Genomic DNA, 26,023 nt, shown 5'->3' on the forward strand with positions numbered 1-26,023 from the left:
CGGCCCACCAGCAAGGTTCGACCCGAAGGTAAGGAAGCAGACATGGGCATCACGTCCACCTCGAACGGGAGCGGGATCACCACCGTCACCGTCGACTACCCGCCTGTGAACGCACTGCCGTCCGCGGCGTGGTTCGAGCTGGCCGAGGCGATCCTGGCCGCCGGCCGTGACCCCGGCACGCACGTCGTGATCCTGCGCGCGGAGGGCCGCGGCTTCAACGCGGGCGTCGACATCAAGGAGATGCAGGCCACGGAGGGCTTCGACGCACTGGTCGCGGCCAACCGCGGATGCGCCGCGGCGTTCTCCGCCGTCTACGACTGCGAGGTCCCCGTGGTCGTCGCGGTGAACGGCTTCTGCGTGGGCGGCGGCGTCGGACTGGTGGGCAACGCGGACGTCATCGTCGCCACCGACGATGCCGTCTTCGGCCTGCCCGAGGTGGACCGGGGCGCCCTGGGCGCCGCCACCCACCTGTCGCGGCTCGTGCCCCAGCACATGATGCGCACCCTGTACTACACCGCGCAGAACGTCACCGCGCAGCAGCTGCACCACTTCGGGTCGGTCTACAAGGTGGTGCCCCGCGAGGAGCTGGACGCCGCCGCCGTCGACGTCGCGCAGAAGATCGCCGACAAGGACCCGAACGTGATCCGCGCCGCCAAGGCCGCGATCAACGGCATCGACCCGATGGACGTCAAGGGCAGCTACCTGCTCGAGCAGCGCTACACCTACGAACTCAACCTGGCCGGGGTGGCCGACGAGCACCGCGATGCGTTCGTGGCCACCGGCAAGCCCAAATCGAACACACCCAACGAAGGGGCCGAGTAAATGGCACAGATGCGCGACAAGCGCCGCTCACTTGATGAGGCCGTCGCCGGTATCGAGAGCGGCATGACGATCGGGCTCGGCGGCTGGGGTTCCCGGCGCAAGCCGATGGCCCTGGTCCGCGCGCTGCTGCGGACCGATGTCACCGACCTCACCGTCGTCGGCTTCCTCGGGCCGGATCTGGGCCTGCTGATCTCAGCAGGAAAGGTCAAGCGCGCCTACTACGGGTTCGTCTCCCTGGACTCCAAGCCGTTCTACGATCCGTGGTTCGCGAAGGCCCGCACCGAGGGCACCATCGAGGCACGCGAGATGGACGAGGGCATGGTCAAGGCCGGCCTGCAGGCCGCAGCGGCGCGCCTGCCGTTCCAGCCGATCCGTGCCGGCCTCGGCTCGAGCGTCCCGCAGTTCTGGGGCGAGGAGCTCAAGACCGTCGACTCCCCGTACCCCGCCGCGGACGGCCGCACCGAGACGCTGCTGGCGATGCCGGCGCTGAACCTCGATGCGGCCCTGGTGCACCTGGACATCGCCGACGAGCACGGCAACGCCGCCTACACCGGCGTGGATCCGTACTTCGACGACCTGCACCTGATGTCGGCTACGCAGCGCATCCTGAGCGTGGAGAAGATCGTCTCCACCGACGAGCTGGTGAAGTCCGTTCCGCAGCAGTCGCTTCTGGTCAACCGCATGATGGTCGACACCGTCAGCGAGGCGCGCAACGGCGCGCACTTCACCCTCGCCGACGACTACGGTCGCGACGAGGCGTTCCAGCGCCACTACGCCGAGTCCGCGAAGGACCCCGAGGCCTGGCAGAAGTTCGCCGCCACCTACCTGGCCGGCAGCGAGGCCGACTACCAGGCGGCCGTCGCACAGTTCGCGCAGGACCAGAAGGACAAGAAGGAGCAGGCATGACCGACACCGAAGTCACGAGGGCCGAGTACTGCGCCGTCGCGTGCGCGGAGATGTTCTCCGGTGCCGGCGAGATCATGGCCTCCCCGATGGCCACGCTGCCGTCCATCGGCGCCCGGCTGGCCCGCCTGACCACCGAGCCGGACCTCCTCATCACCGACGGCAACGCGCTGATCCTCGCGGATACGCCCGCGCTCGGCCAGCCCGGCCGGGTGGAAGGCTGGCTGCCGTTCTCCAAGGTGTTCGACGTGGTCGCCTCGGGCCGCCGGCACGTGGTGATGGGCGCCAACCAGCTCGACAAGTACGGCAACCAGAACATCTCCGCGTTCGGGCCGCTGGACAAGCCGACGCGCCAGATGTTCGGCGTGCGCGGCGGGCCGGGCAACGCCATCAACCACGCCACCAGCTACTGGGTGGGCAAGCACTCGGCGCGCGTGTTCTGCGAGCAGGTCGACGTGGTGTGCGGCGTGGGCTACGACAAGGCCGACCCGGACAACCCCGCCTACCGATTCCTGAACAACTACCAGGTGGTGTCCAACCTGGGCGTGTTCGACTACAGCGGCCCCGGCCGCACCATGCACGCGCTGAGCCTGCACCCGGGCGTCACCGCGGAACAGGTCCGCGAGAACACCACGTTCGAGATCGACGGCCTCGACGCCGCCGGCCCCACACGGGAGCCCTCGGCCGAGGAACTGCGCCTCATCCGCGAGGTCATCGACCCCAAGTCGATGCGCGACCGCGAGGTGGCGCTGTGACCACCCCGCAGATCTCGACCCGCTTCACCGAGCTGGTCGGCGTGCAGTATCCGATCGTCCAGACCGGCATGGGCTGGGTGTCGGGCCCCGGACTCACCGCCGCCACCGCGAACGCCGGCGGCCTCGGCATCATCGCGTCGGCGACGATGACCTTCAACGAGCTCGAGGCCGCGGTCAAGAAGACGAAGTCGCTGACCGACAAGCCCTTCGGCGTGAACATCCGCGCCGACGCCACCGACGCGAAGGAACGGATCGATCTGCTGATCCGCGAGAACGTCAAGGTGGCCTCGTTCGCGCTGGCGCCCAAGAAGGACCTGATCGCCAAGCTCAAGGACAACGGGGTCGTCGTGATCCCGTCGATCGGCGCGGCCAAGCACGCCGTCAAGGTGGCCTCCTGGGGCGCCGACGCGGTGATCGTGCAGGGCGGCGAAGGCGGCGGACACACCGGCGGGGTCGCCACCACGCTGCTGCTGCCCAGCGTCATCGACGCCCTCGGCGACGGCGGCATCCCCGTGGTGGCCGCCGGCGGTTTCTTCGACGGACGAGGCCTGGCCGCCGCGCTGTCCTACGGTGCCGAAGGCATCGCGATGGGCACCCGCTTCCTGCTCACCTCCGATTCGGCGGTGCCCGATTCGGTCAAGCAGGAGTACCTGGCGCGCGGGCTGCAGGACACCACAGTCTCGCGCAAGGTCGACGGCATGCCGCATCGCGTGCTCAACACCGAGCTGGTGGACGCGCTCGAGAAGAGCAGCTACGCCAAGGGCCTCGCGGCGGCGGCGAAGAACGCCACCGAGTTCAAGGCGATGACCGGGATGAAGTGGTCGACGCTCGTGCGCGACGGGCTCGCCATGAAGAAGGCGTCCGACCGCACCTGGCAGCAGATCATCATGGCGGGCAATACGCCGATGCTGCTCAAGGCCGGCCTGGTGGAGGGCAACACCAAGGCGGGCGTGCTCGCCTCGGGTCAGGTCGTCGGCATGATCGACGACCTGCCCAGCTGCTCCGAGCTCATCGAGCGCATCATGACCCAGGCGGCGGAGCGGATCGACGCGATGTCGCGGCTGCGCGGCTGATCGTCGGCTTCACCCGCCCACGACGGAAAGCGGGGCCGGCCGGGATTCCTCCCGGCCGGCCCCGCTTTCGTTGCCGTTGCAGCGATCTCAGGCGGCTATCGCCCGCCCGCGATCACTGCACGCCCAGCGCCGCGCCGATCCGATCGACCGCTTCGTCCACGGCCTGCGCGACCGGGCCGGTCCGGCCCGCGTCCGCAGCCGCGTCCGGCGCGTCCGTACTCGTATCCGTAGCGGCGGCTGTGCCCTCGGCCTGAGCACCCTCGGCCTGAGCAACATCGGCCTGAGCATCCTGGGCCTGAGCACCCTGGGCGGCATCACCCTGAGCCACGGGCGCCCCCGTGGCCTCCGCGACGGCCTGGTCGACTTCCTCCGCAGCCGCGGTGACCGCATCCGACGCCGCCGAGAAACCGCGCGCCATTGCGGCGTCGAGGTTCTCCGCAGCCGGCAGCGGGGCGGGCTTCGGAGGCGTGAGCGGCATCCGGATCTGTGCCTCCGGCAGCACCTGCGGCTGCGGCGTGACACCGTCGACGAGGTAATCGGTGACGACCTCGTCCACCGCGTCGTTGCCGCGGCCGAACACGCCATGGTCACCGCCCTGGACCGTGACCAGAACGCCGTCCATCTGATCTGCCAGTTCGACGCCGCCCGGGTACGGGGTCAACGCGTCGCGCTGACTCTGCAGCACCAGCGGCTTGGTCTCCAGGCCGCTGCCGTCCAGCGGCACCGGCGCGCTGCTGGCCGGCCAGCCCGCGCAGTCCGCACCGCCACGTGCCTGCTGCGCCATGACGTCGTAGGCGTTGCCTCCGGTGTTGGCATTGAACTGCGCCAGCGCCGCCTGCACCGGGTCCCCCGACTGCGGGTTCTCGTTGCAGGTGACCGCAGTGAACAGGACGTCGTCCGTGGTGAGCTGCGGCGGATCGACCATGCGCGTCCCCGGGGCCAGCGTGCCGGCCCCGTACTGGCGGATGTCCTGCATCCTGCGCGCGACCACCGGCCACATCTCCCGTGAACCGGCCGCGTTGAGCGTGGTCCCCGTGAGCCCGCTCGTGGCCCGTCCGTTGTCCGCGCCCGTCAGCACCCGCACGGCCCCGTCGGCCCGCGCACGCGGCTCCGCGGTGGCGTTGATGACGTCCAGCACCGGCGCTCCGACGGGACGCACGAGCTCGGGCAGGTCGCCCATCTGCGCGTCCGGCGGCGTGAGGTTCATCCCGCCGCTGAGCTCCTCGTCGGTGATGCCCTTCCACGCGTGGAACACCTTCAGCGGCGTGTCCCCCAGGTGGTAGGTGTCGTCGTGGGCCGCGATCCAGGCGAACATGTCGTCGGTCCGCTGCTTGCGGGCCTCCGCCTGCTGCGCCGCCTGCTCGTTCCACACCCAGTCCGGGTCGACGGCCGAGTCGAGGACGAACCGCCCCGTCTCCTCCGGGTACAGCGTGGCGTAGGTGGCACCCAGGTAGGTCCCGTAGGAATACCCGAGATAGTCCATGGTGCCGCCGTCTGCGGCCGCGCCGCCGGCTCCCGCACCGGCACCGCCGTTCTCGGCCGCGAGCGACTCCCGGACGACCTCCATGTCACGCGCCGTGTTGGCGGTGGTCAGCGACTGGACCAGCTGCGGATCGGTCTCCATGCACGCCTTGTAGGCGGCGGCCGGATCCATCATGGCGGTGACCGGGGCGTCGCACGCCACGCCGCCGCTGTAGCTGAGTCCGCGGGGCTCCACCGCCACCAGGTCGTAGTCCTCGTGCAGGCGGGCGCCGGGTCCGTCCGACTCTTCGATCGGCAGCCAGAAGTCCAGCGCCTGCTCTCCGGGGCCGCCCGGGTTGCCGAACAGCGCGCCCTTGCTGCGAGCCTGATCCTCCGCCGGGATCCGGCTGACGGAGACGGGGATCGTCCGCCCGTCCGGGTCGGCGTAGTCCACCGGGACCTCGACCTCTCCGCATTGCCAGTCGAGGTCCGCCGGCAGCCCGCCGCGGTCCATGTAGCCGAGGTATTCCGGGCAGGCGACCCAGTCGATCTCCTGCGGCTGCGCCTGCGCGAGCGCAGGATTGACGATGGCTACGGATGCGGCCGCGGCGGCCGCCACCCCCCATCGGTATCTGTTCATCTCTCCCCTTCCGCCGTGTCGGCCCCGGCAACCATACCCCCCTTTCGTGTGTGCCCCGACACAGCGGACGGCGGCCTCCGGGGGTTTTCCCCGAAGGCCGCCGAATCGATGTGGACTTGTGATCTCAACAGCGTTGAGAGGACCCTGTCAGAGCCGTTCGATGATGGTGACGTTGGCGGTGCCGCCGCCCTCGCACATCGTCTGCAGCCCGTAGCGGCCGCCGGTGCGCTCGAGCTCGCACAGCATGGTCGCGAACAGCTTCGCGCCCGTCGCCCCCAGCGGATGCCCCAGGGCGATCCCGCCGCCGTTGACGTTGACGCGGGCCGGGTCGGCGCCGGTCTCCTTGAGCCACGACAGCACGACCGACGCGAAGGCCTCGTTGATCTCGACCACGTCGATGTCGTCGATCGACAGGCCCGCCTTCTCCAGCGCGTACCGCGTGGCGGGGATCGGGGCGGACAGCATCATCACGGGATCCGCGCCGCGCACCGAGATGTGGTGGACGCGCGCGCGGGGCTTGAGGTTGAACCGCTGCACGGCCGCCTCGGACGCGACCAGCGTGGCGGACGCCGCGTCGGAGATCTGGCTGGCGACGGCCGCGGTGAGGCGGCTGCCCTCGGACAGCGGCTTGAGGCCCGCCATCTTCTCCATGGACGTCTCGCGGGGGCCCTCGTCGGTCGTGAACTCGCCGAACGGCACGATCTCCCGCTCGAAGCGCCCCTCGGCGATGGCGGAGCGGGCGCGGTCGTGGCTGCGCAGCGCGAACTCCTCCATGTCGAGCCTGGAGATGTCCCACTTCTCGGCGATCATGTCGGCACCGCGGAACTGCGAGACCTCCTGGTCCCCGTAGCGGGCGCGCCAGCCCTCGGAGCCGGAGAACGGGTCGTCGAAGCCGAACTCCTTGCCGGCGATCATCGCCGCGCTGATGGGGATCTGGCTCATGTTCTGCACGCCGCCGGCCAGGACGAGGTCGGACGTGCCGCTCATGACGGCCTGCGCCGCGAAGTGGATGGCCTGCTGCGACGAGCCGCACTGGCGGTCGACCGTGGTGCCCGGCACCTCCTCGGGCAGGCCCGCGGCCAGCCACGCGGTGCGGGCGATGTTGCCGGCCTGGCCGCCGATCGCGTCGACGCAGCCGAAGACCACGTCGTCCACCGCGGACGGGTCGATCTCGTTGCGATCGACCGCGGCCTTCATGATGTGCGCGCCCAGGTCGGCCGGGTGCACTCCGGAAAGCGAGCCGCCCCTCTTACCGGTGGGGGTCCGGATCGCGTCGATGATGTATGCCTCGGCCATGATGTTCTCCTGATGTTCTGCGTCCCGCGGGTTCCGCCGCGATGGCGGCGCCCGGTGGCTTCATTTTCACGATGCTGATGCTGTGGTGCGGGGACGGTTCTCGGCGCCCCCACGACTCACGTGCCGGCGGATATGCCGTTCAGCACGATGGACAGGTACTCGGAGGCGATGGTGTCGGCGCTGCGCTGCCCGCCGGGCCGGTACCAGCGCACCGCCACCCACACGGTGTCGCGGATGAAGCGGAAGGCGATCTCCACGTCGAGGTCCGGGCGGAAGCTCCCGTCCGCCACGCCGCGGCGCAGGACGCCGATCCACAGCTCGCGGAACTCGCGCGCCCGCTCGCCGAGGTAGTCGAAACGCGGATTCGACGCCAGGTGCTTGGCCTCGTCCTGGTAGATCGCCACCGCCGAGTGCCGCAGGTCGATCGCACCGAAGGACGCGCGCACCAGCTGCTCCAGGGTGGTGCGCGCGTCCTCGCCGGCGTCGACGATGCGGCGGTAGCCGCCGAAGAGCTCGTCGAGGAACGCGGCGAGGATCTCGTCGACGATCGATTCCTTGGAGTCGAAGTGGTGGTACAGGCTGCCGGAGAGGATACCGGCGGAATCGGCGATGTCGCGCACCGTCGTCGACTTCATGCCGCGGTCCGCGAACAGCCCCGCCGCGATCTCGAGCAGCTCGCTGCGCCGCTCCGATCGGGACGCCTCCGTCTTGCCGCCGTTGTTCACCGCACTCACACCCCCATCCTAACTACCAAGCGCTTGCTAGGCGCGCCCTTCGGGCCGCCCGGCGGGCGCGTCCGCGTGGTCACGCCCGCTGACTGGAGACCGAGACGACCTCGCCGGTCATGTACGTCGTGTAGTCCGAGGCCAGCATCGCGATGACGGTGGCGATCTCCCACACCTCGGCCGCGCGCCCGTACGCCTCGCCCGCCGCCAGGTTGTCGAGCAACTCCTCGCTGGTCACCTTGGCCAGGAAGGGGTGCCGGGCGATGGACGGCGAGACCGCGTTGACGCGCACGCCGTGCTCGGCGCCCTCGACGGCGCTGCAGCGGGTCAGCGCCATCACGCCGGCCTTGGCGGCCGCGTAGTGCGCCTGCCCGTGCTGGGCACGCCAGCCGAGCACGCTGGCGTTGTTGATGATCACGCCGCGCCGGCCGCGATCGGCCGCGTTGGCCTCGCGGAAGTAACGCATCGCGGCGCGCGTGGCCCGGAACGTGCTGTTCAGCGTGATGTCGAGGACGCGATCCCACTGCTCGTCGGTCATGTCCGCGATGGGCGTCTCGCCGCCCAGGCCGGCGTTGTTCACCAGCACGTCGATGCGCCCGAGCTTCTCCGCCGCGCCGGCGATGAGCGCGTCCACCTGATCGGTGGCCGAGACGTCGCACAGGATCGACTCCACCTGGCGGTCCGGGAACTCGGCCCGCAGCTCCGCCACGGTCTCGCCCAGCCGCCGCTCGTGGAAGTCCGACGCCAGCACGTCGCCGCCCTCGAGCAGCACCCGGCGCGCGGTGGAGAACCCGATGCCGGTGCCCGCCGCCGCGGTGACGACCACCTTGCGCCCTGCCAGCAGCCCGTGCCCCGGCGTCTCCTGGGGAACCTCCGCCAGCGGCGATTCCTTCGCTGCGGTCGTCTGCTCGTTGCTCACGGTCGTGCCTCCCTCGGTAGGCCGAGCACACGCTCGGCGATGATGTTGCGCTGGATCTCGTCGGAACCGCCGTAGATGGTGTCGGCCCGGGTGAACAGGAACAGCCGCTGCCACTCGTCGAACGGGTCGGACTCGTCGTACGAGCCGCCCGCGGCCAGCAGCGACGGCGCTCCGCGGACCTCCATGGCCAGCTCTCCCAGGCGCCGGTGCCACTGCGCCCACACCAGCTTGGCCACCGACGGGGCGCCGGCGATCTCGGTGTTGCCCTCGCCCAGCGTGCGGGCGGCGTGCGCGCGCATGACCTCCAGGCCCACCCAGGCGCGGGTGAGGCGCTCGCGGATGGCCGGGTCCTGCGCGGCGCCGTTGCGTTCGGCGAGTTCGACGAGCGCGGAGAGCTCCCCGGCGAACTGCACCTGCTGGCCCAGCGTGGCCACGCCGCGCTCGAACGCCAGCGTGCCCATCGCGACCTTCCAGCCCTCGCCCTGCTCCCCGACGATCAGGTCGGCGTCGGTGGTGGCGTCGGCGAAGAAGACCTCGTTGAACTCGGAGGTGCCGGTGAGCTGGATGATGGGCCGCACGTCGATGCCGTCCTGGTGCATCGGCACCAGCAGGTAGCTCAGCCCCTTGTGCCGCTTGGACCCCGCCTCGGTGCGGGCGACGACGAAGCACCAGTCGGACAGGTGCGCCAGCGAGGTCCACACCTTCTGGCCGTTGATGACCCAGCGGTCGCCGTCCAGACGCGCGGACGTGCTGACGCCCGCCAGGTCCGAGCCGGCACCGGGCTCGGAATAACCCTGGCACCACAGCTCGGTGACGTTGCGGATGCCGGGCAGGAACCGCTTCTTCTGCTCCTCGGTGCCGAACGCGATGAGGGTGGGCCCCAGGAGCTCCTCGCCGATGTGGCTGACCCGGGCGGGCGCGCCCGAGCGCGCATACTCGAGGTGGAACAGGACCTGCTGATTCATGGTTGCGCCGCGCCCGCCGTACTCCTTCGGCCAGCCCAGGCATGTCCAGCCGGCGGCGGCCAGGTGGCGGTCCCAGGCCAGACGCGCCTCGAAGGCCTCGTGCTCGCGACCCGGCCCGCCGAGCCCCTTGAGTTCCGCGAATTCGCCGGTGAGATTGTCCGCCAGCCATTCGCGCACCTCGGCGGCGAAAGCGGCGTCCTCTGCTGTCTGTGCGGCCCCCGCGGACTGCGCGGTCGGGACTGTCGTTTCGGTCATCACCGTTCCTTTGGCCCGAAGTTCTCCACTGGCTTTCACCATTGCCGATACGGTACCCTACCAAGCACTTGCTTGTGTAGCCGTGTAGCCTGGCTCCGCGAGCGACTCGAACCGAGGAGGCCCCTTGAGCAGCGACCCGCGGAGCGCCGGGAACAACACCGCCCACCCCCGGACCACGCCGGCGGCCCTCACCCGGGCCGCGGACCTGTTCGGAGACTCCCTCGCGGTGGCCGACGGCGACGACCGCATCACCTATGCGCAGCTGCTCGAGCGCGTGCGGCTCGTGGCCCGCGCGCTCGCCGCCAAGGGCGTGGAACCGGGCGACCGGGTGGCGCTCTGGGCGCCCAACACCCACCACTGGATCGAGGCGGCGCTGGCCGCGCACTACATCGGCGCGGCGATCGTCCCCATCAACACGCGCTACACCGGCCACGAGGCGCTGGAGCTGATCCAGCGCACGCAGGCCAAGGCGCTCGTCGCACCGGAGAAGTTCCTCGGCTTCGACCGCCTGGCCGAGCTGATCGAGGCCGCGGGGCCGGAAGGCCTCCCGGACCTGGGGCTCATCGTGCGCGCACCCGCCATGGGAGGCGCCCTGCGCAACGGCCTCGAGGTCACCGTCCCGGCACTCCCCTACGGCGAGGTCGTGGACTGGCACGCGCTCGGCATCGCCGCGGAGGCCGTGGACCAGGCCACCGTCGACGCGCGCGCCGCCGCCGTCGACCCGGACGACCTGTGCGACATCCTGTTCACCTCCGGCACCACCGGAAAGAGCAAGGGCGTGCTCACCGCGCACCGCCAGTCCATGGGCATCGCCGACGCCTGGGCCGAATGCGCCGAGATCACCTCGGACGACAACTACCTCGTCACCAACCCGCTGTTCCACACGTTCGGGTACAAGGCCGGGATGCTCGTGTGCGTCCTGCATGGAGCGACGATGGTGCCCATGGCGGTCTTCGACGTCCCCGCCCTCATGGACATCGTCGCGCGCGAACGCATCACGGTGTTCCCCGGCGTGCCCACCATGTACCAGTCGATCCTCGACCACCCGGACCGCGACAAGCTCGACATGACGTCGCTGCGCGTGGCGATCACCGGCGCCGCGGCCGTGCCGGTGCCGCTGGTGGAGAAGATGCAGAACGAGCTGAACTTCGACGCCGTGCTCACCGCGTACGGCCAAACGGAGGCCGTGGTGGTCACCATGTGCCGCACGGACGACGACCCGGTGACCGTCTCCACCTCCTCCGGCCGCGCGATCCCCGGCATGGAGGTCCGCCTGGGCGACAAGAACGAGATCCTCGTCCGCGGCGACAACGTCATGCTCGGCTACCTCGACGATCCGGAGTCCACCGCCAAGACGATCGACGCGGACGGCTGGCTGCACACAGGCGACGTCGGCACGCTCGACGAACGCGGCTACCTCGACATCACCGACCGGCTCAAGGACATGTACACCTCCGGCGGCTTCAACGTCTACCCCGCGGAGATCGAGAACGAGCTGGCACGCATGGACGAGGTCGCGGAGTCCGCCGTGGTGGGCGTGCCGGACGAGCGGCTCGGCGAGGTCGGCCGCGCGTTCATCGTCGTGCGGCGCGGGCACACCCTCTCCGAGGACGATGTGCTGGCGTACTGCCGCGAGCACCTGGCCAACTTCAAGAATCCGCGTTCCGTACGGTTCGTGGACGTCCTGCCGCGCAACGCTTCCGGCAAGGTGCTCAAGAACGAGCTCCGGGCCCTCGACTGACCTTCCGGGCCGCCGCCGCGCGGGACCCGAGTTGAATCGAAAGGACGTATCCGACAGTGGATCTCGAATTCGATGCCGACACCGTCGCGTTCCGCGACGAGGTCCGCACCTTCCTGCGTGAACACGTGCCGGCGGAGCCGTTGCCGTCGATGGACACGGCGGAGGGCTTCGAGGCGCACCGCCGGTGGGAGCGCACCCTCGCCGACGCCCGCCTGTCCGTCGCCTCCTGGCCGGCCGAGTACGGCGGCCGTGACGCGTCGCTGCAGCAGTGGGTGATCTTCGAGGAGGAGTACTACCGCGCCGGCGCCCCGGGCCGTGTGAGCCAGAACGGCATCTTCCTGCTGGCGCCGACGCTGTTCGAGCACGCGAGCAAGGATCAGCTGGACCGGATCATGCCGCGCATGGCCCGGGCCGACGACATCTGGGCGCAGGCCTGGTCCGAGCCGGAGGCGGGCAGCGACCTGGCCTCGCTGCGCTCCACCGCCACCCGCACCGACGGCGGCTGGCTGCTCAACGGGCAGAAGACGTGGAGCTCCCGCGCGGCCTTCGCCGACTGGGGATTCGGGCTGTTCCGCTCGAACCCGAACGCCGAGCGCAAGCACGCGGGCATCACCTACTTCATGTTCGACCTGCACTCCGAGGGCGTCACGGTCCGCCCCATCGACCAGCTCGACGGCGAACCCGGCTTCGCGGAGCTGTTCCTGGAGAACGTGTTCGTCCCCGACGACCCCGCGAACCCGGCCGAGTCGGGCGTGATCGGCGCCGTCGACAACGGCTGGCGCGTGGCCATGAGCACCGCGAGCAACGAGCGCGGCCTGTCGCTGCGCGCCCCCGGCCGCTTCCTCGCCACCACCGACCGGCTGCTGGACACCTACCGGTCGCAGATCGCCTCCGGCGCCGTCGATGCCGCGGACACCGCGCTGCGCGACGGGGTCGTCGACGCGTGGGTGGGCGCCCGCGCCTACGAGCTGAGCACCTGGTCCACAGTCACCCGTCTCGAGGCGGGCGGCCAGCTGGGCGCCGAGTCCTCGATCAACAAGGTGTTCTGGTCCAACTGGGACGTCGCCGCACACGAGACCGCCCTGGACCTGCTGGGCCCGGAGGCGGAGGTGATGGGCCCCTGGCAGGACGGGTACCTGTTCTCCCTGTCCGGCCCCATCTACGCCGGCACCAACGAGATCCAGAAGAACGTCATCGCCGAGCGTCTCCTCGGCCTACCGAAGGCGGATCGATGAGATTTGCACTGGAAGAGATCCACGACGACTTCGCCGCGTCGCTCGACTCGCTGCTGAGCAAGGCGGACCTGCCCGCGGTCATCCGCGCGTGGTCCGACGGAGATTCCGCCCCCGGCACGGCCCTGTGGGGCCGGCTCGCCGAAACCGGCGTCAACGGCCTGCTCATCGGAGAGGACGACGGAGGCATGGGCGCCGACGCCCTGTTCCTCATCGTCGCCGCGGAGAAGCTCGGCTACCACGGGGTCCCCGGGCCGGTCGCCGAGACGCTGGCCGTGGCGCCCGCCCTGCTCGCCGCAGTGGCACCCGACCGCCTCGGCGCGCTGTCCGAGGGTGCACTGGCCACCGTCGCCGCCCCGCCCGCCACGCCCTACGCGGTCGATGCCGACACCGCCTCGACGGTCCTGCGCGTCGACCCCGCCGCGGACGGGGGCGCGACTGTCGCGCTCGGCGAGCCGGGCGCGCGCGCACAGTCCGTCGACCGCGCACGGCACCTCTACCAGACCGCGGCGGGCTCGCCGCTGGGCACCGTCGACTCCGGCGTGCTCGCCGCCGCCCAGGACCTGGGGGCGCTCGCGACCGCGGCGCAGCTGCAGGGCCTCGGCCAGGCGATGCTCGACTCCACCGTCGAGTACGCCAAGCAGCGCAAGCAGTTCGGGCGCGCCATCGGCAGCCAGCAGGCCGTCAAGCACCTCGTGGCGGAGGTCGCCGTGGCCGTGGAGATGGCCCGGCCGTTGCTCCACGCGGCCGCGATGGCCGTCCGCGACGGCGCGCCGACCGCCCGCCGTGACGTCAGCGCCGCCAAGGTGGCCTGCGGCCAGGCGGCCTACCACTCGTCGCGGGTGGCGCTGCAGGTGCACGGCGCCATCGGTTACACCCAGGAGCACGACCTGTCGCTGCTGCTGACCAAGACCCGCGCGCTGGTGACGGCGTGGGGCACCCCCGCCGAACACCGCGGACGCATCATGGAGGCGCTGTAATCATGGCGGCCAGAAACACCGCGATCAGCCTTTCCGAGGCGGGACCGTTCACCGACGAGCAGCGCGAGCTCGCGCGCACGGTCCGCGACGTCGTCGCCAAGCGCGCGGACAGCGCGGCCGTCCGGGCGGTCGCCGAGTCCGACGCCGGCTACGACACGGCCCTGTGGTCCCTGTTGTGCGAGCAGATCGGCGTGGCCGCACTGGCCGTGCCCGAGGAGTTCGACGGCATCGGCACCGGCTACTTCGAGTCGCACCTGGTGCTCGAGGAGCTCGCCCGCGGCCTGGTCCCCACGCCGATGCTCGGCAGCGCCGTGATCTGCGTGCAGGCGTTGCTGGCGACCGGCAACGACGAAGCGTGCGCGCGCATCCTGCCCGGCATCGCGGCGGGCGAATCGACCGCGGCGCTGTGCTGGTCCGGCTTCGAGGGCTACTGGGGCTCGGACGATCTCGAGGTCGGCGCCGAGCGCTCCGGCGACCAGTGGACGCTCACCGGCGACACCTACTACGTGCTCGACGGCGACCGGGCGGACGTGCTGCTGGTGGCCGCCGGTACGGATGACGGCCCCGGGCTGTTCGAGGTGGACCCGGCCGCGGCCGGGGTCGAGCGGACCGCCACGCCGGCCATGGACCCGACGCGCCCGCTGGCGCGCGTGCGGTTCTCGTCCACCCCGGCGACGCCGCTCGCGACGGGCGCCGAGGTGCTCGACAAGGTGCTCGCCATCGCCCAGGTGGCGCTGTCCGGCGAAGCCGTCGGTGCCGCGGACCGGCTCCTGGCCCTCACCGTGGAGTACACGCAGCAGCGCAAGCAGTTCGGCCGGGCCATCGGCAGCTTCCAGGCCCTCAAGCACCGCATGGCCGACCTGTACGTGCTCGTGGAGACCGCGCGATCGATGTCCTACAAGGCGGCCGAGTCGCTCTCCCCCGTGGACGCGGCCACCGCGAAGGCCTACTGCGCGGAGGCCTTCCAGCAGGTGGCCGGCGAGGCGATCCAGCTGCACGGCGGCATCGCCATCACCTGGGAGCACGACGCGCACCTGTACTTCAAGCGGGCGCACGGCTGTGCGCAGCTGTTCGGCCAGCCCCGCGAGCAGCTGCACCTGCTCGAATCGGCGGCCGGTCTGACCTAGACGGTCCACGGCCCGCGCGGGCGACGCCTGCGCGGGCCGACCGGGCCCCTACTCCTCCACGCGCTCGAGTATGAACCGCGCCAAGGCATCCGGAGCCTCCTCCGGCACCCAGTGGCTCACGTCCTCGAGCACCTCGAACCGGTAGTCGGCCTGCACGTACTCCGCCGTGAGCTCGGCGCCGCGCCGCGTGAGCGCCACGTCGCCGTCGCTCCACACGAAGGTGGTGGGCACGCGTGAGGGCCGGTTCATCATCGTCGGACTGGTCAACGGCATCGCCCGGTACCAATTGATCGCACCGGTCAGCGCGCCGGCGTCGATGACCTCGGCGCGCACCCTCTCCACCATCGCGTCGGTCATCCCCGTGCGGCGCAGCATCCGGTCGAAGACGCGGGGAAGCCTGCGCGCCACCCACTCCGGCAACCGCGGCACCTGGAACATCGCCATGTAGTAGGAGTGCATCGCCTGCGTGCTCGAGAGCATCGAGCGCACGAACGCGCCGGGGTGCGGCACCGACACCGCGGTGAGCGTGCGCACGAGGTCGGGGCGGTTGGCGGCGAGCATCCACGCGACGGCGGCGCCCCAGTCGTGTCCCACCAGATGCACCGGGCCCGTGCCGATCCGCTCGATCAGCGCGACGACGTCGGCCATCAGAAGCTCCAGCCGGTACGCCCGTCGGCCGCGGGGGCGTGCGCCCGGCGAATACCCGCGTTGATTCACCGCGATAGTGCGGTACCCTGCGCGATTCAGTTGTGGGGTCACCGCGCCCCAGCTGGCCGCCGTCTGCGGGAATCCGTGCAACAGGACCACGGGGGCAAGGTCGGGGGCGTGGCCGAGTGCGTGGCCGGAGGCGTCCGGGTCCGGGGCGTCCGGGTCCGGGGCGTCCGGCGCGCTGTCGATCACGTCGAACGTCATTCCCGCATGTTCGTACCGGTCCATCTGACGCCCAGCCGCCATTGCGCTCCCTCCGTCGGCCCGCACGACCATTGTCGTCCGTGTGCGGGCGCCGCGTCGGCACTTTCCCATCCACCGCAAGTGTCGTATCGTCGGAACCTACACGTTACGTTCAGTCACATGCACGCGCGTCTGCAACGGACAGCATGCCGCCGAGAAAGTTCCGACGCGAAGGCGCCGAAGCGAGAGCGGACACCCGCGGCGGCACGCGCGGCACGGCAGTGATCACGGGAGGCGACCGATGCCGGACGACGCGAGTACCCGCACCCCGGGCCGGGTCGAGTTGCGCGCGCGCAACGTCGAACACGACTGGTCCAGCACGCCGCTGCACTGGGTTCCAGGCGACCCCGTCGCCTCCCATGCCATCGGCGCGCTGAACTTCCTGCTCCCGGAGGGCGAGCGGATGTTCTGCGCCACCTTCCACGAGTTGCTGCCGCTCATCGGCGACGAGGCGTTGCGCCGCGACGTACTGGGGTTCATCGGGCAGGAGTCCATGCACGCCGAGACCCACGAGGTCGTGCTGCACCAGGTCTACGGCGCCCGGGGCATCGACCCGGCGCCGCTGATCCGCCAGTCGGAGTACTTGTTCCGGGTCGTCGTGGGCCCCCGTCCGGGCCAGAGCCCCCGCCGGGCACGGCAGCATCTGATCGAGCGCGCGGCGCTGATCGGCGGCCTGGAGCACCTGTTCGCCTTCCTGGGCGACTGGATCCTCAACGCCCCGCTCGACGAGCACGGCGCCGACCCGCAGATGCTGGACCTGTTCCGCTGGCATGGCGCCGAGGAGGTCGAACACCGCAACGTGGCCCACGACGTCGTCGCCTACATGGGCGTCGGCTACCTGCGGCGCAACATCGCGATGGTCGTCGGCGTGGGCGCGCTGCTCGCCCTGATCCTGCGTAACACCAGGTATCTCGTCGGGGCCGACCCGCAGCTCCCCGCCATGGGGTACCTGCGGATCGGCCGGCACCTGGTGCGCTCGATGCGCCGGGACACGTTCCCGCGCATCCCCCGGCTGCTGCGGAGCGCCGCGATATGCCTGGCCCCCGGGTACTCCCCCGAGTCCGTCGGCGACACCGCGCAGGCGCTCGCCTACCTCGCCACGTCCCCCTCCACGCGTGCGGCGGCGCGGATCTGATGGCCGGCCGCCACGCCGCGGGCCGGGTGCGGCGCCCGCAGGCCCCGCCCAGCCTCAACGGCCACGCCGGTGTCGACCGCGTCCTGCGCACCCTCGACACCGCCATCGGCGCCTACATCTGGGCTTCCGGATCGGCGCCGCGGGCATCGCGCACCGGAACGCGGAACGACGGCACGCTCGAGCTCGTCGTCGCACGCCGCCGCGTAGTGGCGCACGACCAGAACGTGGTGGAGCTGACGCTGGCGTCGGCGGACGGCGCCCGGCTTCCGGCGTGGCACCCCGGCGCCCACCTGGACCTGCACCTGCCCTCCGGACGGCGGCGCCAGTACTCGCTGTGCGGCGACCCGGCCGACCGCCGCGGCTACCGGATCGCAGTGCGCCTGATCCCCGACGGCGACGGCGGCTCACTCGAGGTGCACACGACCCTCACCGAGAAGGCCGCGGTGACCGTGTCCGGTCCGCGCAACGCCTTCGCCTTCGTCGCCCCCGGGCACGGATCTCCGGCCGGGCGGCTCAGGCTCATCGCCGGCGGCATCGGCATCACCCCGATCCTGCCGATGGCCCGCATGGCCGACGCCCTGGGCGTCGACTGGTCGCTGGTCCATACCGGCCGCAGCCGCGATGCTCTGCCGTTCGCCGCCGAGGTGGCCGCGCTGGGCCCCCGGGCCCGGGTCCGCACCGACGACACCGACGGCATGCCCGCCCCCGAAGACCTGCTGGGGCCGTGCGCAGCCGGCCAGGCAGGCCATGGCGCACCCGGGGCCCCGGACGTCGCGACGACCGTCTACTGCTGCGGCCCGCCGCCGATGGTCGCCGGAATCCTCGACGCCCTGCGCAGCCGGACCGACGTCGAGTTCCACTACGAGCGTTTCGCCGCGGCGGCGGTGACCGACGGCGCGCCCTTCACCGTGGAGCTGGCCGGGTCCGGCCGCACCATCGCGGTGCCCGCGGACCGCACCGTGCTGTCGGCCGTGCTCGACGAGCTGCCGCAGACCCCGTACTCGTGCAGACAGGGGTACTGCCGCACCTGCAAGACCACGGCACTCTCCGGCGCCGTCGAGCACCGCGACACCGTCCTCACCCCCGCCGAGCGCGCACGCGGAGAGATGCTGATCTGCGTATCCCGCTGCACCGACGACAGGCTGCGTCTGGACCTGTGACGGTGCGGCGTCAGCGGATCGACGATCCGTGACGTGTCAGCGGCATGACCTCGACCCGCATGTACGGGAAGAGCGGCAGTCCCCACAGGATCTCATGCAACTCATCCGCGGACTCGACGTCGAAGATGCTGATGTTGCTGTATTGACCCACGATCCGCCACAGGTGCGGCCATTTTCCGTCGCGCTGCAGCTGTTGCGAGTACGCCTTCTCGCGGGCGATAGTCTCGTCGCGGACGGCGGGGTCGAGATCGCGGGGGATCTCGACGTCCATACGCACGTGGAACAGTGCCATCGCACCGGGTCCTTTCGTCGGCGGCCACGCGGATCCACGCTGCCGGGGTCGGGGTTCAGTTGCGGGTGAAGCGCTTCACCGCGTCAATGTCGAGCTCCACGCCCAGGCCGGGACCGTCTGGCAGGTGGACCGATCCGTCCCGGTACTCCAGCGGCGTAGTCAGCAGCTCCTCGGCGAACAGGAGCGGACCGAACAGTTCACTGCCGTAGTCGATCCCCGGCTCGGCGCAAGCGAAGTGCAGCGATGCCGCGGTGCCGATGGGCCCTTCGATGGAGGTGGCCCCGTGGCACGCGATGCCGGCGGCCTTCGCCACGGCGACCACCTCGCGGCTGCGCCGGAGCCCGCCGCATTTCGTGGTCTTCACGGCGATGACGTCGGCCGCCTCCGACCGCGCCACGACCAGCGCGTCGTGCGGCGTCTGAACGCTCTCGTCCGCCATGATGGGGACGGGCAGCATTCGGGAGAGCTCGGCGAGCACCTCGATCTGTTCGGCCGGGGTGGGCTGCTCGATCAGCTCCACTCCCGCGTCGGCGAGGGCGGGCAGGTAGCGCTTGGCGGTCACCCTGTCCCACCGCGCGTTGACGTCCACCCGCACGCCGGCCGTCCCGGCCAGCGCGCCGGCGATCGCGGAGACCCGGCGCACGTCCTCGTCCGGCGCCAGCGCACCCATCTTCAGTTTGAACGAGCGATTGAGCCCGGCGTCCACCTTGCCGAGCGCCTCGTCGATGATCTCCTGCGCCGGCGCCGCGCCGAGCGCCCACGTCACGTCGACCGAGGTGCGGAACGCCCCGCCCAGCAGCACGTGCAGCGGCACGCCCAGGCTGCGGGCCCACGCGTCGTGCATCGCCACATCCACCGCGGCCTTGGCGAAGCGGGCGTTGGCCACCACCCGGTCGATGTCGGCGAGCACGCCGGTGACGTCGTCGACCCGCCGGCCGCTGACGATCGGCGCCATGTAGCCGTCGACCAGCGCCTTCATCGTCTCCACCGATTCACCGCCCCACCACGGGCCGCCGGGGACGACCCCCTCGCCGTACCCCGTCACGCCGTCGGCCGTGCGGATCGCCACGAGCAGGATCGGCTGCGCCGTCGCCGTGGTGGTGGCGAACTTGTGGGGACGCACCAGCGGTACATCGAGGATGGTCGCCGTGACCTCGGCGATCTCCAGTCCGTGCATCCTCGTCAGTCCTCCGGCGCCGGGTCGAGCACGAATCCGTACTCCTGGTGGTACCGGCCGTCCTCGCCCTTGCGCGGTTCGAGCATCAGCTCCGGCTTGACCGCCGAGGCGACGTCGTTGTCGATGTAGTCGCCACCGCGGAAGTACAGCTGAGTGGTGATCGCGTTCCTGCCGGAGGCGGAGACGATCAGGTGCAGATGCGCCGGACGCCACGGGTGGCCCCCGTACGACTCGATGAACTTGCCGGTGGGGCCGTCGTGCGGGATGCGGTACGGCACCGGGTGCAGCGTCGTGATCTCGTACCGGCCCTGGTCGTCGGTGACGATGGTGCCCCGCAGATTCCATTCGGGGATGTCCATGCCCTCGGCGAACTGCGAGTAGTAGCCGTCGGCGTCGTTGCTCCACATCTCGATCCTCGCGCCGCCGATGCCGGTGCCGTCGAGATCGGTGACCTGGCCGGAGAACACGAGCTGGTCGGCGCTCAGGTCCTTGTCGCGCATCGGCATGGTGCACACCGACGGCAGCTTGGGCGCGTTCGGGATGTAATAGGGCCCCTCGATGCTGCCCTTCGTGCCGTGGAACCCGTGCCGGCTGTAGTTGACGTCCTCGACGTGATGTTCGACGAACACGTCCAGCCACAGCGGCCATTCGCCACCCTCGCCGACGTCAATCACCCACTGCTTGAGCACCTTGTACTCGGCATAGGTGACCTCGTGCTTGCGGATCACGCCGCCGAGCGCGTCGAGGACGTCGTCGTAGATCATCTTGGCACGCTCGGGCGGCGTGTCCGCCGAGAGCCGTTCGGTCTTGAACCGGTCGGTCGCAGCGCTGCCGGAGCCCTTGGCGCTGGGGGCGTCGATCGTTGTCATCGTCGCTGTCCTCCTGGGGGGATGCGTCCGGCGCGGGTGCCGGGCGCGGGTTCTGCCGAGAGTCCTGTCCGGATCGCGCAACGCGTACGTCCTGCGCCGCACCAGCAGCATGCACCGGTGCCACGCGATTGAAGACTTCGCGCAGTGCGAAAACCTGTCAGGTGTACGTTGTGCGTACAGAGCGCACGTTCTGCGTACATTGACACTGTGCTCCATGTCATACGGATTGTCAACGCCGGCCGCCGCGCAGGTGCCGCACCCGAAGTACGCTCTGCGTACACGCGCTCGGCGATCCGCTGCCACGCGCCGTGGCCGCCCCGCCCCGCTGAAGTGAAAGGCCCGCCACTGTGAGCACCAGCGAGCGCGACTACATCCGCAGCATCGAGCGCGGCTTCGCCGTGCTGCTGGCGTTCGATGAGCACAACCCGTCGCCGAGCCTCGGCGAGCTCGCGTCCGGAACGGGCCTGTCCCGTCCGGCAGTCCGCCGCATCCTGCTCACGCTGCAGCGGCTCGGCTACGTGACGGGTACGGACGGTCGGTGGAGCCTGACCCCGCGGGTCCTCAGCATCGGCCAGCACTACTCCGCCACCCACACCCTCACCGACACCGCGACCCCGCACCTGTTGGCACTCGCCGAGACCGCCGGCGAGTCGGCGTCCCTGGGCGTCCTCGACGGCACGGAGGTCGTCTACGCCGCGCGCGTGCCCGTACGGCGCATCATGAGCATCAACGTCTCGGTGGGCACCCGCGTACCCGCCTACGCGACGTCGATGGGCCAGGCTCTGCTGGCATGGACTGACGCCGGCACCGTCGACGCGGCGATCGGGGCGACGGACTTCCGCGCACTCACGCCCCGCACGATCACCGATCCCACGGTGTTCCGCGATCGCCTCGCCGACGTGCGCACGGACGGCTACGCGACGAGCATTGAGGAGCTGGAGTTGGGTCTGGTCTCCGTCGCGGCCCCGGTGCGCGACGCCGTCGGCCGGGTTATCGGTGTGATCGCATGCTCGAGCTCCACCGGACGCAGCGACCCCGCGGACTTCCTCGCCGCCACGGCGCCGCGCGTCGTCGACACCGCGAAGGCGCTCAGCCGGGACCTCGGACTCACCACAGGACAGGAGGCCCGCGCCGGTGGCGTGTGACACACTTCCTGCCCATGGAACTGCGCCACCTCCGGTACTTCGTCGCTGTCGCCGAGGAACTCCACTTCGGGCGGGCCGCTGAACGACTGCACATGGCGCAGCCGCCGCTGTCGCACCAGATCCGGCAGTTCGAGGAGGAACTGGGCGTCACCCTGCTCCACCGGTCCACCCGCAAGGTGGAGCTGACGGTCGCGGGCGCGGTGTACCTGGAGCGCGCCCGGTCCATCCTGCAGGCCGTCGACGCCGCAAACCGGGACGCGACGCGCGCCGCCGCAGGCGAGATCGGCGAGTTGTCGATCGGCTTCACGGGGTCCGCTACCTATGAGCTGCTGCCCGGCGTCACCCGGATCCTGCGTGCCGAACTGCCGCGCGTGTCGCTGACCGTCAAGGGCGAGATGCTCACCCCCGCCCAGGTCGACGGGCTGCGGGACGGCACCCTCGACATCGGTCTGCTCCGCCCTCCGGTGCACGACCCGGAACTGACCGTGCATATCGTGCGCACCGAGCCGTTGATCGCGGCCCTGCCGGAAGCGCACCCGCTCGCCCGCAACGACGCTGTGCGGCTGGCGGATCTGCGCGACGAACCGTTCATCACCTATCCGTCGCATTTCCGGTCCGTCGTGCACGACGCAGTACTCGACGCATGCCGGGAGGTGGGGTTCCGGCCGCGCGACGTCACGGAAGTCTCCGAGACCTCGACGCTGGTCACCTTCATCGCCGCAGGGCTGGGCGTCGCCGTCGTCCCGGCGTCGGTGCGGCGCTTGGAGATCCCCGGCGCCGTCTACCGTCCACTGGCGGCGACGACGCGCGAGGTGGAGCTGGCCCTGGCGTTCCGCGCCGGCGATCCCGATCCGCTGTTGCAACGCGTCATCGCGCGCCTGCACCGGTTCCTCGGTGGCCCGCGTCCTCAGCGCACCCGCGGGGACCGGCACTGATGCGGACCGATCCGCAATAGGTACTTCCTGCATATCAATAGTGACACAACTGGTACTTCCCCCATCCCGATCCCGGGGTGAGACTGGCATCACAGCCCAGGCGGAGAAGTGCCGCAGGGCACGCACCGACTACCTCAGGAGTGCGATGTGACCCCCTTCATGCTGGCGGTGCAGGACCACCTGGACGGCGCCCCCGCAACGGCCCCGTCCACGACGCCGAGCGCCGTGCGGACGCTGGCCGCGGCGGCGGACACGCAAGTGCTGATCCGTTCGCTCGCCGAGCAGCTGCTCTGCGAGGCCAACGTGGTTCTCCGGCAGCACGGCGCCGAGTTCACCCTCGTCGACGAGAGCGGCCCCGGCGCCTTGACGTTCACGATCGCCTGCGCGGACCGCTCCGCCCGCATCGCCACATTGGTCGACGCCCGCAGCGCCACCGCGCACATCCAGGCCCCGGGCATCGCGGAGTCCCGCGAGCTTGCAGGCGAGGAACAGATGCAGGCGCTGCTCCTCAGCCTCGTGCCGGCGACAGCCGGCGACCGCAGCACCCCCTGATCCGCCACCCGCACCGCCGATCCCGGCTCCGACCACCACCGCGACCCCGCCACCAGGAGGCTGACCGTGCAATACGAATTGCGCACCCAGGTCATCGAACCGCGACGTCACACTTTCCAGAACGTCATCGACCGCCGCGGCGACGAACCCGCCAGCCGCTACCTCGAGGGCACCCTCGATATCGAGCCGCGCAACGTCTACCACTACCGTCCCACCTGGACGGCCGAGCACGAGCTGTACGACCCGAACTTCACGCAGCTGCTGCTGACCGACCCGTATTCGTTCCTAGACCCGCGCCAGTACTACTACACCCCCTACGTCACCAACCGGGCCGCGCACCATGACGAGTTCGGCAAGTCGCTGGCATATATCGAGCAGCGCGGGCTGCTCGCGAAGATGCCGGAAGGCTGGCGCTCCATCGTCGGGTCCGCGGTGGTGCCACTGCGGCACTACGAGTCCGGCGGGCAACTTGTGAGCGTCGCCGGCTCCCGCTTCGCCTACGGCACCTCCATCGAGCAGTGCTGCAGCTACGCCTCGTTCGACCGGATCGGCAACGCGCAGATGCTCTCCCGGGTGGGCATCGCCCTCGCCGACGGCACCTCGGACATGCTGCAGTCCGCCAAGATCGAGTGGATCGAGGGCGCGCACCTGCAGCCGCTGCGCAAGCTGACCGAGCAGATCATGGTGTGCGACGACTGGGCGGAGTCGCTGCTGGCGCTCGACGTCACCGACTCGCTGCTGTACGAGGTGGTCTTCCGAGGGCTCGACGAAGCCGCCCTCACCACCGGCGGCGGGGCGTACAGCCTTGTCGCGCAGTACTTCACCGCGTGGTTCGCCGATCAGCGCCGGTGGCTCGACGCACTCGTCAAGTCCTGGTGCACCGACGATGGACACGGCGCACAAAACCGCCAGACGCTGGAGTCGATCCTGGACCGCTGGCGCGGCCGGGCACTCGAAGCGGTGATGCCGATCGCCGCATTCATCGACGCCCAGGTCGACGGGGTCTTCGCAAAGGACCTCCTCGGCGACACGCACGCACACGAGACCGACGTGTGGAACACCAAGCTGGGAGCACAGGCATGAGTGACATCACCACCCGTCAGGTGGGCATCGACCTGCAGGAATCCGACGACAACCGCGCGATCATCGACGCGATCCGCGAGGACAACCCGGACCTCACCGTCCGCCGGCTGCCCGGCCTGGTGAAGGTCCAGTGCCCCGGGCGCATCGTCGTGAACCGGGAGACCGTCGAGGACAAGCTCGGCCGGGACTGGGAGACCGGCGAATTCCAACTGGCCATCGTCTCCTGCGCGGGGAACTTCTCCGAATGGGACGACGATCAGATCATCGTGAGCTGGGAGCACTGACATGGCGACGCAGAAATCCAAGACCCGCACCCGCAAACTCCCTCTCAAGCAGCGCTACTCGCTGCTGACCCGCGACCTCGACTGGGAACCGAGCTACGTCGAACGCGACGAACTCTTTCCCTACACCTCGTACGAGGGCATCAAGATCCACGATTGGAACGGCTGGGAGGATCCGTTCCGGCTCACCGTCGACGCCTACTACAAGTACCAGGCGGAAAAGGACAAGCGGCTATACGCCGTCCTCGACGGGTTCGCGCAGGGCCAGGGACACCTGTCACTCTCGGACGCCAGCTACCTGAACGCGCTCAAGATCTTCATCCAGGGCGTGACCCCGCTCGAGTACGCGGCGCACCGCCACTTCGCGTTCCTCGCCCGGTACCTCGAGGGCCCGGCACCCCGGTTCGCGTCGCTGTGCCAGTCCGTGGACGAGTTGCGGCACTGCCAGACCCAGATCCACACGATCAGCAACTACAACAAGTACTACGGCGGATTCCACAGCTGGACCACGCAGAAGGACCGCGTCTGGTACCTCTCGGTGCCCAAGTCGTTCTTCGACGACGCGATGACCGCCGGCCCGTTCGAGTTCCTCATCGCGATCTCGTTCAGCTTCGAGTACCTGCTGACCAACCTGCTCTTCGTCCCCTTCATGAGCGGAGCGAGCTTCAACGGCGACCTGCCCACGATGTCGTTCGGATTCTCGGCTCAGTCGGACGAGAGCCGGCATATGACCCTCGGCCTCGAGGCCATCAAGTTCCTCCTGGAGCAGGACGAGGGAAACGTGCCGATCATCCAGGAGTGGATCGACAAGTGGTTCTGGCGCGCATACCGCGTGGCCGCGCTGGTGGCGGCGATGATGGACTACATGCTCCCGCGGGAGGTCACCAGCTGGAAAGAGGCCTTCGAGCTCTACTTCGAGGACCAGATGCTCGGCGGTCTGTTCCCCGACCTGGAGTTCTACGGCATCACCCCGCCCAAGCACGTGGACCTGGCGATCTCCGAGAAGGAGCACCTGTCCCACCAGGCCTACAAAATCCTGCACAACTTCTCGTTCGCGGCGGCGTTCACCACGCAGACCCCGACCGCCGAGAAGATGGAATGGCTCAGCAGCGCCTACCCTGAGTCGTTCGACGAGTACTACCGCCCCACCTGGGAGAAGCACGCCCGCATCGAGGCCGACGGCGGCCGCTCCTTCGTCGAAGGCCTGCCGCAACTGTGCCAGGTGTGTCAAATCCCGATGGCCTTCACCGAGCCCGACGACCCCACCCGGCTGTCCCTGCGGCACAGCGAATACCAGGGCGAGACGTTCCACACCTGCAGCGACGGCTGCCAATGGATCTTCGAGCGCGAACCCGAGAAGTACATCCAGGCCTGGCTGCCGGTGCACCAGATCTACCAGGGCAATTGCGGTGGGCCGAGCGTCCCCGAAGTCCTCGAATGGTATGGGCTGCAGGAGGGCGACAACGGCGAATACAAGGGCTCACCCGACGCGCGGGCGTGGGCCGAATGGCACGGCGAGCCCGCCACCGCACAGGCGAAGGAGTCCTGA

Annotated in this window: 25 protein-coding genes; 16 read left to right on the top strand and 9 right to left on the bottom strand. The window is 70.2% G+C overall.

Features of this window, described 5'->3' with window-relative positions:
* The first annotated feature begins 42 nt into the window (after positions 1-42).
* Genes echA20 through FO059_RS13870 form a run of 4 tightly spaced genes read left to right on the top strand, consistent with a single transcriptional unit; the run spans position 43 to position 3,553 of the window.
* Positions 43-822: a (7aS)-7a-methyl-1,5-dioxo-2,3,5,6,7,7a-hexahydro-1H-indene-carboxyl-CoA hydrolase gene (gene echA20, locus FO059_RS13855; protein WP_143909602.1), complete on the top strand. Its 780-nt coding sequence runs from the start codon at positions 43-45 to the stop codon at positions 820-822.
* Entirely contained in the window at positions 823-1,728 is a 906-nt protein-coding gene (locus FO059_RS13860) for a CoA transferase subunit A (protein ID WP_168226628.1), read from the top strand. It abuts the gene before it with no gap.
* Positions 1,725-2,480, top strand: a complete 756-nt coding sequence (locus FO059_RS13865) for a CoA-transferase subunit beta (RefSeq protein WP_143909603.1) — start codon at positions 1,725-1,727, stop codon at positions 2,478-2,480. The genes FO059_RS13860 and FO059_RS13865 overlap by 4 nt, the downstream gene beginning before the upstream one ends.
* Positions 2,477-3,553 (top strand): NAD(P)H-dependent flavin oxidoreductase, encoded by a 1,077-nt coding sequence (locus FO059_RS13870; RefSeq protein WP_143909604.1) that lies wholly within the window; start codon positions 2,477-2,479, stop codon positions 3,551-3,553. Before FO059_RS13865 ends, FO059_RS13870 begins: the two co-directional genes overlap by 4 nt.
* 112 nt (positions 3,554-3,665) lie before the next feature.
* On the opposite strand, the gene FO059_RS13875 is transcribed toward FO059_RS13870, so the two are convergent.
* From FO059_RS13875 to FO059_RS13895, 5 genes are all read right to left on the bottom strand, one after another.
* The gene (locus FO059_RS13875; protein WP_143909605.1) at positions 3,666-5,654 is read right to left on the bottom strand and encodes an alpha/beta hydrolase; all 1,989 of its coding nucleotides are present in this window, start codon (positions 5,652-5,654) and stop codon (positions 3,666-3,668) included.
* Positions 5,655-5,801: 147 nt separating this feature from the next.
* Positions 5,802-6,950: an acetyl-CoA C-acetyltransferase gene (locus FO059_RS13880; protein ID WP_143909606.1), complete on the bottom strand. Its 1,149-nt coding sequence runs from the start codon at positions 6,948-6,950 to the stop codon at positions 5,802-5,804.
* A gap of 116 nt (positions 6,951-7,066) precedes the next feature.
* A complete protein-coding gene (locus FO059_RS13885) occupies positions 7,067-7,675 on the bottom strand; it encodes a TetR/AcrR family transcriptional regulator (protein WP_233266756.1) in 609 nt (202 codons plus the stop codon).
* 79 nt (positions 7,676-7,754) lie between these two features.
* Positions 7,755-8,594, bottom strand: coding sequence for an SDR family oxidoreductase (locus FO059_RS13890; RefSeq protein ID WP_143909607.1), 840 nt, complete (start codon positions 8,592-8,594; stop codon positions 7,755-7,757).
* Positions 8,591-9,814, bottom strand: coding sequence for an acyl-CoA dehydrogenase family protein (locus FO059_RS13895; RefSeq protein WP_143909608.1), 1,224 nt, complete (start codon positions 9,812-9,814; stop codon positions 8,591-8,593). The genes FO059_RS13890 and FO059_RS13895 overlap by 4 nt, the downstream gene beginning before the upstream one ends.
* Before the next feature lie 124 nt (positions 9,815-9,938).
* Between FO059_RS13895 and FO059_RS13900 the strand changes: the two genes are divergently transcribed.
* Genes FO059_RS13900 through FO059_RS13915 form a run of 4 tightly spaced genes read left to right on the top strand, consistent with a single transcriptional unit; the run spans position 9,939 to position 14,894 of the window.
* Positions 9,939-11,555 carry a FadD3 family acyl-CoA ligase gene (locus FO059_RS13900; protein ID WP_143909609.1) on the top strand — a complete coding sequence of 539 codons (1,617 nt, stop codon included), beginning with the start codon at positions 9,939-9,941 and terminating at the stop codon, positions 11,553-11,555.
* Between the two features lie 56 nt (positions 11,556-11,611).
* Positions 11,612-12,790 carry an acyl-CoA dehydrogenase family protein gene (locus FO059_RS13905; RefSeq protein ID WP_143909610.1) on the top strand — a complete coding sequence of 393 codons (1,179 nt, stop codon included), beginning with the start codon at positions 11,612-11,614 and terminating at the stop codon, positions 12,788-12,790.
* Positions 12,787-13,767, top strand: coding sequence for an acyl-CoA dehydrogenase family protein (locus tag FO059_RS13910; RefSeq protein ID WP_143909611.1), 981 nt, complete (start codon positions 12,787-12,789; stop codon positions 13,765-13,767). The genes FO059_RS13905 and FO059_RS13910 overlap by 4 nt, the downstream gene beginning before the upstream one ends.
* 2 nt (positions 13,768-13,769) lie before the next feature.
* Entirely contained in the window at positions 13,770-14,894 is a 1,125-nt protein-coding gene (locus FO059_RS13915; RefSeq protein WP_143909612.1) for an acyl-CoA dehydrogenase family protein, read from the top strand.
* Positions 14,895-14,942: 48 nt separating this feature from the next.
* Here FO059_RS13915 and FO059_RS13920 read toward each other — a convergent pair whose 3' ends face one another.
* The gene (locus FO059_RS13920; RefSeq protein WP_143909613.1) at positions 14,943-15,848 is read right to left on the bottom strand and encodes an alpha/beta fold hydrolase; all 906 of its coding nucleotides are present in this window, start codon (positions 15,846-15,848) and stop codon (positions 14,943-14,945) included.
* Between the two features lie 238 nt (positions 15,849-16,086).
* Here FO059_RS13920 and FO059_RS13925 point away from each other — a divergent pair, with 238 nt between their 5' ends.
* Together FO059_RS13925 and FO059_RS13930 are read left to right on the top strand one after the other, a co-directional pair.
* On the top strand, positions 16,087-16,980 hold the full coding sequence (locus tag FO059_RS13925; RefSeq protein WP_143909614.1) for a metal-dependent hydrolase: 894 nt from the start codon (positions 16,087-16,089) through the stop codon (positions 16,978-16,980).
* The gene (locus FO059_RS13930) at positions 16,980-18,140 is read left to right on the top strand and encodes a PDR/VanB family oxidoreductase (RefSeq protein WP_143909615.1); all 1,161 of its coding nucleotides are present in this window, start codon (positions 16,980-16,982) and stop codon (positions 18,138-18,140) included. The genes FO059_RS13925 and FO059_RS13930 overlap by 1 nt, the downstream gene beginning before the upstream one ends.
* A 10-nt stretch (positions 18,141-18,150) precedes the next feature.
* Here FO059_RS13930 and catC read toward each other — a convergent pair whose 3' ends face one another.
* The 3 genes from catC to catA are packed head-to-tail and all read right to left on the bottom strand — an operon-like array spanning position 18,151 to position 20,478.
* Positions 18,151-18,432, bottom strand: coding sequence for a muconolactone Delta-isomerase (gene catC / locus FO059_RS13935; protein WP_143909616.1), 282 nt, complete (start codon positions 18,430-18,432; stop codon positions 18,151-18,153).
* 55 nt (positions 18,433-18,487) lie between these two features.
* Positions 18,488-19,609 carry a muconate/chloromuconate family cycloisomerase gene (locus FO059_RS13940; protein WP_143909617.1) on the bottom strand — a complete coding sequence of 374 codons (1,122 nt, stop codon included), beginning with the start codon at positions 19,607-19,609 and terminating at the stop codon, positions 18,488-18,490.
* 5 nt (positions 19,610-19,614) lie between these two features.
* Positions 19,615-20,478 carry a catechol 1,2-dioxygenase gene (catA, locus tag FO059_RS13945; protein ID WP_143909618.1) on the bottom strand — a complete coding sequence of 288 codons (864 nt, stop codon included), beginning with the start codon at positions 20,476-20,478 and terminating at the stop codon, positions 19,615-19,617.
* A gap of 347 nt (positions 20,479-20,825) precedes the next feature.
* On the opposite strand from catA, the gene FO059_RS13950 reads away from it, so the two are divergent.
* The 6 genes from FO059_RS13950 to FO059_RS13975 all read left to right on the top strand — a co-directional run bounded on the left by FO059_RS13950 (position 20,826) and on the right by FO059_RS13975 (position 26,023).
* The gene (locus tag FO059_RS13950; RefSeq protein ID WP_143909619.1) at positions 20,826-21,623 is read left to right on the top strand and encodes an IclR family transcriptional regulator domain-containing protein; all 798 of its coding nucleotides are present in this window, start codon (positions 20,826-20,828) and stop codon (positions 21,621-21,623) included.
* Positions 21,624-21,637: 14 nt separating this feature from the next.
* The gene (locus FO059_RS13955) at positions 21,638-22,558 is read left to right on the top strand and encodes a LysR substrate-binding domain-containing protein (RefSeq protein WP_143909620.1); all 921 of its coding nucleotides are present in this window, start codon (positions 21,638-21,640) and stop codon (positions 22,556-22,558) included.
* Positions 22,559-22,705: 147 nt separating this feature from the next.
* On the top strand, positions 22,706-23,110 hold the full coding sequence (locus FO059_RS13960) for a hypothetical protein (protein WP_143909621.1): 405 nt from the start codon (positions 22,706-22,708) through the stop codon (positions 23,108-23,110).
* 66 nt (positions 23,111-23,176) lie between these two features.
* Positions 23,177-24,193 carry a ferritin family protein gene (locus FO059_RS13965; protein ID WP_143909622.1) on the top strand — a complete coding sequence of 339 codons (1,017 nt, stop codon included), beginning with the start codon at positions 23,177-23,179 and terminating at the stop codon, positions 24,191-24,193.
* Complete coding sequence (locus tag FO059_RS13970; RefSeq protein ID WP_143909623.1) at positions 24,190-24,477, top strand: MmoB/DmpM family protein; 288 nt, start codon at positions 24,190-24,192, stop codon at positions 24,475-24,477. Before FO059_RS13965 ends, FO059_RS13970 begins: the two co-directional genes overlap by 4 nt.
* Before the next feature lies 1 nt (position 24,478).
* A complete protein-coding gene (locus tag FO059_RS13975; RefSeq protein ID WP_143909624.1) occupies positions 24,479-26,023 on the top strand; it encodes a YHS domain-containing protein in 1,545 nt (514 codons plus the stop codon).

The sequence above is a fragment of the Tomitella fengzijianii genome (genome assembly GCF_007559025.1).
In the GTDB taxonomy this organism is placed as follows: Bacteria; Actinomycetota; Actinomycetes; order Mycobacteriales; family Mycobacteriaceae; genus Tomitella; species Tomitella fengzijianii.